The 11,892-nt window shown below is 49.6% G+C and carries 13 protein-coding genes and 1 pseudogene; 9 read left to right on the top strand and 5 right to left on the bottom strand.

The window, feature by feature from the left end; genetic code table 11:
* The first annotated feature begins 193 nt into the window (after positions 1-193).
* Both QZ147_RS05880 and QZ147_RS05875 read left to right on the top strand, forming a co-directional pair.
* Positions 194-2,017: a SulP family inorganic anion transporter gene (locus tag QZ147_RS05880; RefSeq protein ID WP_295148106.1), complete on the top strand. Its 1,824-nt coding sequence runs from the start codon at positions 194-196 to the stop codon at positions 2,015-2,017.
* An 80-nt stretch (positions 2,018-2,097) separates the two neighbouring features.
* Positions 2,098-2,361, top strand: a complete 264-nt coding sequence (locus QZ147_RS05875) for a DUF5339 family protein (RefSeq protein WP_295148104.1) — start codon at positions 2,098-2,100, stop codon at positions 2,359-2,361.
* A gap of 143 nt (positions 2,362-2,504) precedes the next feature.
* Here the strand turns inward: QZ147_RS05875 and QZ147_RS05870 are convergent, their stop codons facing one another.
* Positions 2,505-3,119, bottom strand: a complete 615-nt coding sequence (locus tag QZ147_RS05870) for a YbaK/EbsC family protein (protein WP_295148101.1) — start codon at positions 3,117-3,119, stop codon at positions 2,505-2,507.
* Positions 3,120-3,195: 76 nt separating this feature from the next.
* Here QZ147_RS05870 and ung point away from each other — a divergent pair, with 76 nt between their 5' ends.
* From ung to QZ147_RS05840, 6 genes are read left to right on the top strand one after another with little or no spacing between them, the layout of a single operon-like run.
* Positions 3,196-3,891 carry a uracil-DNA glycosylase gene (gene ung / locus QZ147_RS05865; protein ID WP_295148098.1) on the top strand — a complete coding sequence of 232 codons (696 nt, stop codon included), beginning with the start codon at positions 3,196-3,198 and terminating at the stop codon, positions 3,889-3,891.
* 3 nt (positions 3,892-3,894) lie between these two features.
* On the top strand, positions 3,895-4,419 hold the full coding sequence (locus QZ147_RS05860; protein ID WP_295148095.1) for a pyridoxamine 5'-phosphate oxidase family protein: 525 nt from the start codon (positions 3,895-3,897) through the stop codon (positions 4,417-4,419).
* Between the two features lie 45 nt (positions 4,420-4,464).
* Entirely contained in the window at positions 4,465-4,935 is a 471-nt protein-coding gene (locus QZ147_RS05855) for a GNAT family N-acetyltransferase (RefSeq protein ID WP_295148092.1), read from the top strand.
* A gap of 47 nt (positions 4,936-4,982) precedes the next feature.
* On the top strand, positions 4,983-6,161 hold the full coding sequence (locus QZ147_RS05850; RefSeq protein WP_295148090.1) for a replication-associated recombination protein A: 1,179 nt from the start codon (positions 4,983-4,985) through the stop codon (positions 6,159-6,161).
* A gap of 47 nt (positions 6,162-6,208) precedes the next feature.
* Entirely contained in the window at positions 6,209-6,349 is a 141-nt protein-coding gene (locus QZ147_RS05845; RefSeq protein ID WP_295148085.1) for a hypothetical protein, read from the top strand.
* A gap of 39 nt (positions 6,350-6,388) precedes the next feature.
* On the top strand, positions 6,389-6,796 hold the full coding sequence (locus QZ147_RS05840; protein WP_295148083.1) for a hypothetical protein: 408 nt from the start codon (positions 6,389-6,391) through the stop codon (positions 6,794-6,796).
* A gap of 31 nt (positions 6,797-6,827) precedes the next feature.
* Here QZ147_RS05840 and QZ147_RS05835 read toward each other — a convergent pair whose 3' ends face one another.
* The gene (locus tag QZ147_RS05835) at positions 6,828-8,255 is read right to left on the bottom strand and encodes a sodium:alanine symporter family protein (RefSeq protein WP_295148080.1); all 1,428 of its coding nucleotides are present in this window, start codon (positions 8,253-8,255) and stop codon (positions 6,828-6,830) included.
* Between the two features lie 272 nt (positions 8,256-8,527).
* Positions 8,528-9,599 (bottom strand): annotated as a pseudogene (gene purM, locus QZ147_RS05830) (phosphoribosylformylglycinamidine cyclo-ligase).
* 73 nt (positions 9,600-9,672) lie between these two features.
* Here purM and coaE point away from each other — a divergent pair.
* Positions 9,673-10,272 carry a dephospho-CoA kinase gene (gene coaE / locus QZ147_RS05825; protein ID WP_295148077.1) on the top strand — a complete coding sequence of 200 codons (600 nt, stop codon included), beginning with the start codon at positions 9,673-9,675 and terminating at the stop codon, positions 10,270-10,272.
* Between the two features lie 257 nt (positions 10,273-10,529).
* On the opposite strand, the gene QZ147_RS05820 is transcribed toward coaE, so the two are convergent.
* Positions 10,530-11,063, bottom strand: coding sequence for a hypothetical protein (locus tag QZ147_RS05820; protein ID WP_295148074.1), 534 nt, complete (start codon positions 11,061-11,063; stop codon positions 10,530-10,532).
* Between the two features lie 84 nt (positions 11,064-11,147).
* Positions 11,148-11,636 carry a hypothetical protein gene (locus tag QZ147_RS05815; protein WP_295148071.1) on the bottom strand — a complete coding sequence of 163 codons (489 nt, stop codon included), beginning with the start codon at positions 11,634-11,636 and terminating at the stop codon, positions 11,148-11,150.
* Positions 11,637-11,892: the final 256 nt, after the last annotated feature.

The raw sequence follows: 11,892 nt of genomic DNA, 5'->3' as shown, positions 1-11,892 counted from the left end.
GCGCCGAATTTTATACCAGGCCCGCAAGAGAGCGTTTCGCGCGCCGCCCGTTTTCGTAGCTCAAACTTAAAAAAACCGCTAAATTTCGCTTACGGACGCGGCTTAAAATTCGTATCCGAAATTTCAAAATTTTACCGTCCGAGCCCGAATTTACTGCTATAATTTTAGCTTTAAAAATTAATCGGAGAAATTAATGAACGTTAAAGCGGACATAACGGGCGGCATAACCGCTGGCATCATCGCGCTTCCTTTGGCGCTGGCATTCGGCATCGCAAGCGGGTTAGGAGCTAGCGCCGGACTTTGGGGCGCGATAGCGTTAGGCTTTTTCGCGGCGGCTTTGGGCGGCACTAAGATGCAAATTTCGGGACCCACCGGGCCTATGACGGTGGTTACGGCGGCTGCGGTAGCGAGTTTCGGCGGCGATTTGGGCTCGGTTACGAGTATGTTCGTGCTAGCGGGCATTTTTCAAATACTATTCGGCGTTTTTCGGCTCGGAAAATTCGTAAAATTTATCCCGTATTCGGTGGTGTCGGGCTTTATGAGCGGCGTCGGGTTTATCATTATTTTATTGCAAATCAACCCGATTTTGGGCGCAAACGGCGTGGGCGGCACGGTCGCCGCGATAAAGTCGCTGCCGCAGGCTATCGCGGGCGTAAATTTTATCGCGCTGGCGCTTGGCGTAGCTACGATGCTGATTTTATACATCACGCCCAAAAAGCTCGCTCGCATCGTGCCTACGCCGCTACTTGCGATCTTGGTTTTAACGCCTCTTAGCGCCGCGCTAAATTTTAACGTCGCTACCATCGGGCAAATTCCTACCGGATTCGCAAAATTCGCCCTGCCGACGCCAGATCTCTCGCACGTCGCTACCATAGTAGCTTACGCTCTGATGCTAGCGGTGCTGGGCTCGATAGATTCGCTTCTAACCTCGCTGGTAGCCGACTCGATAACCAAAACCAAGCATAGCTCCAATCAAGAACTAATCGGTCAAGGCATAGGAAACGCCGTAGCGGGATTTTTAGGCGGGATACCGGGCGCGGGCGCTACGATGAGGACGGTGGCCAATATAAAAGCGGGCGGCGAGGGAAGGCTTTCCGGGATGACGCACTCGGTATTTTTGCTGCTAGCCGCGCTAGTTTTCGCGCCCGCGGTAGCTTACGTACCGCTTGCGGTGCTTGCCGGAATTTTAATTAAAGTAGGCGTGGATATTTTAGACTACCGCCTTTTAAAGCGTCTAACGCACATCCCCGTAAAAGATCTAGCCGTAACGGCCGCGGTATTTTTGCTAACCGTGCTGGTGGATCTAATATTTGCCGTGGGCGTAGGCGTCGTGCTTGCGTGGGCGCTTTACGCTACGGGCGTATCTAAGCGAAATAAAAAATTCGACCTAAACGTGCTTGACGGGCAAGACGCCAAGCTAATTAAAATCAGCGGACCGATGTATTTCGGCACGAGCTCTAAAATCATGCGAAATTTAGGCGATAAAAATCTACCTAAAAACGTAACTATCGACTGCACGAAGGTTACGTTTATGGATATTTCAAGCGTTTACGCGCTAGAAGATTTTTTAGGCGGCGTCGATACTAACAAAACGAAGGTAAACATCGTGATAGACGAGCATGGGCTCGGCGGCCGCGCGCTAAACGAGCTAAAATTTTTACTCGGCCGAAACGTCAGCAGCATAAGCGACGAGGACGGACAAAGCGCGGGACTCGTTAGATACGAGCTAAACGCGGCGGGGCTTAGGCTGCGCTACGTCGCGCTAAAAGGAGATAGCGTGCAAAGCGGCGGCGGTCTGGCTAGGAAAATTTCTGGCGAAGCGGGTAAATTTAGCGGCGAATACGAGGTGGCTAGATTTTTAGATGCTAACGGCGAGCGCGAAAATTACCTGCTAATCATCGAAGAGACGGGCGAAAATTTAGCCAAGCTTACGTGGAAAGAGGGCGCGAGAGTGAAATTAAGAGGCGCGGGCGCGATCGAGGGGGACGTGCTTACCGCGGGTTGGGCGCGAGCGTAAATTTAAAAGCGCCTAAACCCGAATTTTGCAAAAAAAAAAACACGCTATAATCGCGGTTCATCTTAACACAAGGAGAAAACGTGAAAAAGACGTTATTAGCGCTAGCCGCGGTTGCTAGCTTTTCATTTGCGGGCGATCTAACCGCTAGCTGCGAAGAGTACTTCAAAGAGGTAGATAAATTCGTAGAGCTTACTAAGGACAACCCTCAAATGGCTTCTATGAAAAGCACTTACGAAATGCAAAAAGCGGAGTTTAAAAAACTTCCGAAAGACGCTCAGGACGGAGCTTGCAAGCCTGCGTTAGAGCAGATTAAGCAAGTCATCGCTACGATCCCTCAAAAATAATTCCTTCCCCCGCTTCGGGGGATTTTACCGCATTAATTTCTGCTTTTATCGCTAAAATTTACGTATCTTTATCCGCTCTTGCACTGTTTTTGTAGCGTTCGCGCCGAAAATTCCCGCCAGAAATTTTGCGAAATTTTACGGCTTCAAGCCGGATCTGCCGCTTGCTCGGCGAAGTTAATCACGAGCGGATTTGCGACGCGCCTATAATCGCTTACGTCTAAAACGATCGAGCGGTCGAGCAGCCCCGCATTAAAAGCTATCTCGCTAAAACGCCCGAACAGCTTCTCGTCGCAAACGAGCAAGAGCCTGTCGTGGAAACTAAACGGCGGGATGGAGCCCACGACGCAGTCCGTTAGCGCCGAGCATTCCTCTTCGCTAGTTAGCGACGCTTTCGTGCCGCCAAGCGCCGCGGCTAGGTTTGCCAGACTCGCCTTATGATCGGCGGGAAATACGGCTAAAACGTAAATTCGTCCGTTGCGGGGAGCGGGTCTGTCCGCGGGAAGCTTTAAAATTTCTGGCGCGTTCGAGGCGAGTTTTACGCTCTCTTCGCCGATTTTTAAAAAGCTCTCGCCGCCGTCTTGCGCTGGCGTTACGCCTTTTACTAGGCATACCAGAGCCTTTGCTCCCTGTCCTAGATGCGTGCCTCTTGCTTTTGCGACGCTTTGGCTAGTGCCCGCCGCCTCGTGCTCTAATACGCGAAATTTAGCGTTTTGCTCCGTTAAAAGCGCGTTTAAATTTTTAAAAATTTTTTCCGACATATCAGTCCTTTTTGCGAAATTATAACGAAATTTAAAGCCTGTTTTTAGTAAGCTTTCTAAAATTTAAAGGATAAAAATGCGGATAAATTTAGAGGACGTAAAAATCGAGCCGAGCTGGAAAGAGGCGCTAAAAGAGGAGTTTTTAAGCCCGTATTTCGCAAAGATTAAAGAAAATTTCCTAGCCGCCAAGCGCGCGGGCGCGGTTTATCCGCCAAACGAGCTTATTTTTAACGCCTTTAACCTCACGCCCTTTAACGCCGTAAAAGTCGTGATCTTAGGGCAAGATCCGTATCACGGCGCGGGGCAGGCGATGGGGCTTAGCTTTTCCGTACCGCGCGGGGTGCGCGTTCCGCCCAGCCTTGCTAATATTTACAAGGAAATTTTCGACGATTTGGGCATAAAAGAGCCGAACTGCGGCGATCTTACGTACTGGGCGAAGCAAGGCGCGCTGCTATTAAACGCGACGCTAAGCGTGAGCGCGGCGCAAGCCAATTCGCACGCGGGATTCGGTTGGCAAATTTTCACGGACGCCGCGATTAGGACGCTGTCGCAGCGTAGGGACGGCTTAGTTTTTATGCTTTGGGGCAACCCCGCGAAAGCAAAAGTGCCGCTAATAGACGAGTCGCGCCATCTCGTACTAACCGCCGCGCACCCAAGCCCGCTGGCGCGAGGGGCGTTTTTCGGCTGCAAGCATTTCTCCCGCGCGAACGAATATCTCGCAAGCCGCGGCGCAGCGCCGATAGATTGGGATTTAAATAATTATGAAGGATAAAAATTGAGACGAAAAGATAGAGAGCTAAGCTACGAAGAGGCGCTGGAAATTTTAGATAATTGCGAATACGCCGTAATCTCGTGTATGGACGAAGGCGGCGAGATTTTTAGCGTGCCTATTTCGCCCGTGCGAGAGGGCGAGAGTATTTTTATCCACGGCGCGGTCGCGGGTAGTAAGGCGCGGCTTTTAAAAGACGGACGCGCGGTAGAGCTAGTCTGCGTAAGCAGTAACCGCGTGCCTAATTGGGATGCGGATTACGCGGACGTTATGATGGCGCAAGGTAAGGCGGCGAGCCTTTTTACGACGGAATTTAAAAGCGCGGTAGCAAAAACCGCCGCTTATTTAGTCGCCGAACCCGCCGATAAAATTCGCGCGCTTAAAATTTTAAGCGAAAAATATACGCCCCAAATCATGCGCCACTTCGACGCGGCGATAGAGCAGTCGCTAAAAATCACGAACGTTTACGAGCTAAAAATAAAAAGCGTAAGCGCGAAAGCTAAGGTTATTAAAGAGGGTAAGGCGCGCTAACGGCGGGCGTTCGGGCGCGAGGCTAAATTTTATAAAGGATAAAAAATGCAGATCAGAGAAGCTACGAAAGACGACGCGCGCGAGATAATCGCGATGATACGCGAGCTCGCCGCATACGAAAAAATGAGCGAGCGCGTTAAGATAGACGAGCGGACGTTTTGCGAGCATTTGTTCGAGCGAAGCTTAGCAGGGGCGCTAGTGGCGCATGAGGGCGACGCGGCCGCCGGTTACGCGATATATTTTTACTCGTTTTCCACTTTTTTGGGGCGAGCGGGCGTATATTTAGAAGATCTTTACGTGCGTCCGGAGTTTCGCGGGCGGGGCGCGGGACTAGCGATGGTGAGGCATTTGGCTCAAATTTGCGAGCGCGAGGGCTACGGTAGGCTGGAATGGGAGTGTCTTGACTGGAACGAGCCTAGCATCAAATTTTACGAGAGTTTGGGCGCGAAGCGTCAGAGCGGCTGGTTAAAATTTAGGATGACGGCGGACGAGATTAAAAAGATCGCTAAAATTTAGAGGTAAAGCCGAATTTTGCTAAAATCGCAAGCAAAAAAGGAAAGCTTATGTTTGCGTTAGATTTCCGTCCGCAAAGTTTGGACGAAATTTGCGGTCAAACCGAGATAGTCGGCGTTTTTAGAAAATTTATCGCCGCTAGAAAGATCCCGCATAGCGTATTTTACGGGATTGCGGGTTGTGGTAAAACGAGTTTCGCGCACGTCGTAGCAAAGGCGATGGAGTACGATTTTTACGAATTCGACGGCGGAAATATCAAGATCGAAGATTTCCGCAAAATTTTAAAATCGCACGAAAACGCCCTAAATAAGCCGCTATTTTTTATCGACGAGATCCACCGCCTAAGCAAAACGCAGCAAGAAGCGCTGCTCGTGCCTATGGAAAACTACGCCGCGACCGTAATAGGCGCGAGCACGGAAAATCCGTTTTTTACGTTAAGCTCCGGTATCCGAAGCCGCTGTATGCTTTTTGAGTTTAAGCCGCTAAATAACGGCGATCTGGACGCGCTGATAGATAGAGTATCGCTGAAAATAAACTTTGAAATAGAGCCCCGCGCTAGGGAGTATTTGATAAAAAGTAGCGGCGGAGACGCTAGAAGCTTGTTAAATTTGCTCGAATTCGCCGTGCAGCTAGACTCTAAAATCACGCTTGAAAATCTCAAAATTTTACGCGCGAACGCCGTTAGCGAGGGGGTTAGCGAGGACGATGTCCATTACGGGTTAGCAAGCGCGTTTATAAAAAGCCTGCGCGGCAGCGACGAAAATGCGGCGATTTACTATCTAGCAAGGCTGATAGACGCGGGCGAGAGCGCTGATTTTATAGCGCGCAGGATGGCGATATTTGCGAGCGAGGACGTCGGCAATGCCAACCCTAACGCGCTAAATTTAGCCGTAAATACGCTAAACGCCGTGCAAAAGATCGGCTTTCCGGAGGCTAGGATTATCCTAGCTCAGTGCGCCGTGTATCTAGCCTGCTCGCCTAAGTCAAATTCCAGCTACGAAGCGATAAACGCCGCCCTGCGCTACGTGCAAAACGAGCCGCCGTTGCCCGTGCCTCCTTATCTAATAAACTCCGCACCCGAGAAAAAAGACTACCTTTATCCGCACGATTTCGGCGGCTGGGTCGAACAAAAATATCTCTCAAAACCGCTAAAATTTTACGAAAGTAAAAAAATCGGCTTTGAAAAGACGCTGGACGAGTGGCTTGCAAGCTTAAAATTTAAGGGCTAAATCCCGTGCGGTTAATCGCGGCTAGCAAAATTTACGGGAGAATATAAATGAACGAGCTTAATTTAGAGTATATTTTAAATTTAAAGGCGCAAGACGTGCCGTGGAGTAGGATTACTACGGCTTACGGTAGGGCTAGCAGATTTCCTGAAATTTTCGAACTGTTATGCGCGGCGGTCGCCTCTGACTAGGCGAAATTTGACGCGAAAGACGTCGACGACGCGCTTACGGTGATATTTAACGAGATCGAGCATCAAGGTACTCTTTGGCACGCTACGCCTTTCGCGCTCCTGTTTTTGGCGCGAATTTTTATGCAAGCGCGCGCGGAGGCGGATAAATTAGCGAACAAAGAGCGAAACGACGCGGCAGAGTTTATTGCGGCAAGTTTGGGCGAATTTTTTGCGTTTATACTAAAAATTTGCGACGACGCGGACAAGATGGAGCATGCCGCGCCGCTAGCGAATTTTTCGGATATGCTTGCGGAAAAATACCTGTGGCCCCAAAGCGACGAAGACGACGAGGAGCTTTGGGACGATGGCTTTTACGACGACGAGATATTTTATAGTTTTTACTACTATTCGCGGGCGGTTTTAAAGTCTATGGGCATAGATTTTGCGAGGTTTAAGCCAAAACGCTAGCGTTTAACGCGCGCCTTAAATTCTAGGCCGCCTACGACCGGTTATTTAAATAATCGTCCCTTTTGTAAGGCTTTTTGGCGTCGTAGTCGTTTAAAAGCTTGATTACGACGGGACTAAGCGCGAGCAGGGCGATGAGGTTAGGCACGACCATAAGCCCGTTGAAAAGATCGGATAACTCCCAAACTAGGTTGATTTTAAGCAGGCTGCCGACGAATACGAATGCCACGACTAACACCTGAAATAAGCGCACGAAGCGGCTTCCTAACAGGTATCTTACGTTCGTCTCGGCAAAATAATACCAGCCTATGATCGTAGTAAACGCAAAGAAAAATAGGCAAACGGCTACGAAGCTATATCCTATCAGGCCTCCTAAAAGGTGCGCCGAAAACGCCTCTTGCACGAGCGTAATCCCCTTGAAAATAGGCTCGAATTTGCCCGCGGCAACCTCTTTAAACGCCACTACGCCAGAGCTTAATACTACAAAAACCGTGATATTTAACACCACGAACGTGTCTACGAATACGCTAACTATGCCGAGCACTCCTTGTTCTACCGGGTGCGCGACCTTGGCGGCGGCGTGCGCGTGAGGCGTCGAGCCCATGCCAGCTTCGTTTGAAAACAGTCCGCGAGCGATACCGTATCTCATGGCCGCGGCGATCGTAGCCCCCGTAGCCCCGCCCCAAGCCGCCGACGGGTTAAACGCCGCTTCGAAAATAAGCGCGACGACGCCGGGGACCTCTTTAAAATTCGCGATTATTATGACTAGGCCCACTAAAACGTAAAGTATCGCCATCGTAGGCACGACCTTTTCGGCTACGCGCGCTACGCTTTTTATACCGCCGATGAAAACGACCGCGCAGATAACCGCAAGCGCCGCGCCGCTCATCCAGTTAGGGATACCAAACGCGCTGTTAAAGCCGTCCGAAATGGAGTTTGCCTGCACCATATTGCCCATAAAGCCGAGCGCAAAGATGATCGCGACCGCGAAAAACGCCGCGAGCGCCTTGCCCGTGCGCCCGCCGAGCCCTTTTGAGATGTAAAACGCGGGCCCGCCCACGACGTGTCCGCTGTCGTCCTTGCCTCTATAAATTTGCGCTAAGCAAATTTCCGCGAAATTCGTCGCCATCCCTAAAAACGCAGCGCACCACATCCAAAATATAGCTCCCGGGCCGCCTAAGATAAGCGCGGTACTGGCGCCTACTAAATTTCCCGTGCCTACTTGCGCCGCGACTGCGGTAGCTACTGCTTGAAACGAGCTCATGCCTTCTTTACCCGCGGCGTGTCCGTGCAGCGAAAAGTTACCGAACAATCGCCCGCAGGCGTCTTTAAATTTGAAAATTTGTACGAATTTTAGCCGTAACGTAAAATATAGTCCGGTGCCGCAAAGTAGAGCAATGAGAAAGTAAGGGCCCCACACGAACGAATTAATATTTTTGATAACGTCTGTTAAAAATTCCATTTTACGTTCCGTTTTTGAAAGTTAGAAATTAGCGAGTATATTTTAAAAAATATTAAATTTCTATAAATAGGCGAGCATAACCCGTCCCTCGCGCCTAAAATTTCGGCGATTTAAATCAAGCGGCGCGTAATTTACTAGGCGCAAACCATCGCGCCGTCAAGGTAATCGCAAAAATACCGCTTACGACCGTAAATTTTGACCCGCCGCGTAACCGCAAGCGTAAAACAATCGGCTAAATCCGAGCGCTTATTGCGGCGAGCTGGTCTTGCCGCTTATACGAGCTGCACGCCCCCGCCTTTTACGACCTCGCCGATAACGTAGCCATCGGTATTTGATAGTACGAAGTCCGCATTTTGCTTCGGCGCTACGACGATCATGCCTACACCCATGTTAAACGTCCTCATCATCTCGGCCGGCTCCACTTTTTGCGCGATGATTTTAAAGATCTCAGGCGTGCGGATCGCGGCATGTTCGATCTTCGCACCCAGCCCATCAGGGAAGACGCGCGGCAGATTTTCCACGATGCCGCCGCCCGTGATGTGCGCGAGCGCGTGGATCTTGTCTTTTAAATTTAAAAAGTCGCCGACGTAAATCCTGGTCGGCTCCAAAAGCACGTCGATGAGCGCGCGACCGCCCACTTTGTCGTCAAATTTTAGCCCTAGCTCAGCAATCACTTTTCGCGCGAGCGAAAAGCCGTTTGAGTGCAGGCCGCTGCTAGGAAGCGCGATGAGCACGTCGCCTTCGCGGACGAACTTACTGCGGTCGATTTCATCTTCCTCGGCGATACCCACGGCAAAGCCCGCAAGGTCGAAGTCGCCTTTCTCATACATCGAGGGCATCTCCGCCGTTTCGCCGCCGATCAGCGCGCAGCGGGCGAGTTTGCAGCCCTCGGCGATGCTTTTTACGACCTCTTTGGCATCGCTGATCTCGAGCTTCGCCGTTGCGTAATAGTCGAGGAAAAATAGCGGCTCGGCGAAGTTGCAGATGAGATCGTTTACGCACATTGCGACGAGATCCTGCCCCACGCCGTCAAATTTGCGCGCGTCTATCGCGAGTCGCAGCTTTGTGCCCACGCCGTCGGTGGCGCCTAGGATCGCAGGTTTTTTGTAGCCTGCGGGCAGCCTCACCGCGCCGCTAAACGAGCCGATACCGCCTAAAACGTGCGGAGTTTGCGTCGATAATCTCAAATCCGCGATCACGAAGCAGCTCGCAAACCGCGCCGCTAAACGAGCCGATACCGCCTAAAACGTGCGGAGTTTGCGTCGCTTTGACGAACGGTTTTATCGCATTTACGAAGTCATTTCCCGCGTCTATATCGACGCCAGCGTCTTTGTAGCTTATCATTTTTGCCCTTTGTTGAAATTTGGTTAATTTTAGCCAAAAATTGCTAAAATCGGAGTAAAAAATCGGAGGCAAAATGCCGCAATTTAAACACGCCGTCGTCATCACGGGCAGCATCGGCAGCGGCAAGAGCGCGGTTTGCGAGCTGCTTCGTGATCGCGGATTTGAGATTATCGACGCGGACTCTATCGCCCACGAACAGCTAAATTTGTGCGTGAGCGAGGTTGCGGCGGAGTTTGGAGACGAGGTTTTAGTAGGCGGCAAAATAGATAGAAAAAAGCTCGGCGCGCTAGCGTTTAAGGACACAGAAAAGCTAAAAATTTTAGAGCGAATTTTGCATCCAAAGATTAGGCTTGAAATTTTATCTCGCGCCGCAAAGCTAGAAAGCGCGGGTAGGACGTATTTTGTGGATATTCCGCTATTTTTTGAAAGGAGGGACGCTTACAAAGAGTTTTCGCGCATAGCGGTCGTTTATGCGCCAAAAGACACGCTGATCTCGCGCGTGATGAAGCGAAACGGGCTAAGCTACAACGCTGCAAAACACCGCGTAGAGCTACAAATAGACATAGAGCAAAAGCGCGCTGCGGCAAATTTTACGATAGAAAATACCAAAGATTTTGAAAATTTAAAAAGCGAGACGTTAAAGTTTTTAAGCGAAATTTCTGGCGGTTTTTGAGGAGAAATTTAAAGCGGCGGACGTAAATTTTGAGCTAAATTCATGCGGGCTTTGCGATAAACTATTGTCGCCGCAAATTTTATCCGAAAAAGCCGTTTTTGCCCTGTAAATTTAGCTAAAATTTGTCTTGTCCGAGCGTAAGTCGTCTGCGAAAAGTCTAAATTCGCACGGAAGTAGCGAGTTTGTTAAACCGATTAAAATCGCGCGGTAAAGTAAATTAATTTCGTGCGGACGCTTTAAAAACGGCGGCAATCAAGCTAAACGCCGTCCCAAAATCCCGCCTTCGTCTTAACGGCCGGCGGATTTTTCTCGCATAAAATTCGTAAAAATTCCTTAAAGTTGGGCGTAAAGATCGAGGCTGCGGGCGCGAATCTATACTCGCTGGCCTCGCATTTTTTGGGCTCGCTCGCTCCGTCCGCAAAAACTATCCGCCAAATCCTAATATTATTTACACGCGTTTTGGTGACGACAAGTTCGTAAATTTCCTCGAATTTGCGCCTTTTTACGAGCTTGTCGCCTCTAAAAACGTAGATAAAATTTTCGTCAAACCAAAGCTCCTCGCGCGAAATAAAAAATCCTTCCGCCCAAAATAAAAACGGCTTTATAGAGAGTCTTTTTATCGCGCGGGATTGGTCTTGCGCCGATGTTTTGCGCGAGTTTATCCGCTCTATCTCAGCCAGTTTGCGCGCGTTTAGTTTGTGCGGATTGCGCCAAAATAGCATCCAAATTATCCCGATAAAAAGCAAAATATTGAAGACGATTACCGAAATTCCCGCTAAAATTTTAGCCATTTTTTAATTCCGATCCCCCTAAGGCGCGAACTTCGCCGTCTATTAGCGCCCGCTTCGCCTCTTAGTTAGGCGCGAGCGGCCGAACTACTTGCAGTCCTTACTTTCAAATCCTACTCGAATTAGTTCTTTATCTTTTATAAAATAGACGAAATCCACGCCCTCGGCAATCTCGCGCACCGCTTTTAAGCGCGCGTCGCCGCAAAATTCTTTTTTAAGCTCTCTTGTTTGCTCCTCTTTTAGCTCGGCTATATCTTGCGGCGTTACCGCGCTTTCGTCCGCCTCCATCCCTTTGCCGAGCGTATAATGATAAACGAAACGGCGGTTTTCGCATACGATTTTTTCTAGCGTATTAATCTCGTCAAGCTTGCTCGGTAGTCCCGAATTTAGGCGCGTCAGCATCTCTTTTACGTTCGGCGCTTCGCATAGATTTTCTTTCATTTGCTCTTTTACGCGCTCTATTTTTTCGCCGACGAATACCTCTACGCCGACCCAGATAGCGATCGAAATACCAAGGACGATAAACAAAATTTTGTTTAATTTGTTTAAATTTCGGTTTAGTTTTTGCATATCCATTTTTGCTCCTTAAAATTAGGGCGGCATTTTATCAAAAAAATGAAGGCAAAGAGCGGGAATTTAGCCGAAATTTAGTAAAATCAAACCCGAATTTCGCGGCGCTACGCAAAAAGGAAAAATATGAAAATATCAAAATATAATGCCAGCGGTAACGATTTTGCCGTATTTCACGCATTTATCGGTAAAGACAGAAGCGAGCTAGCGCGAGCCGTTGCCGCACATTGCGGCATAGCTGCCGTCGGAGTTATAAAACTCC

The organism is uncultured Campylobacter sp. (assembly GCF_905371695.1).
Taxonomy (GTDB): Bacteria; Campylobacterota; Campylobacteria; order Campylobacterales; family Campylobacteraceae; genus Campylobacter_A.
Note: the sequence above shows the minus strand (reverse complement) of the source record. Positions and strands in the feature narration are given on the sequence as shown.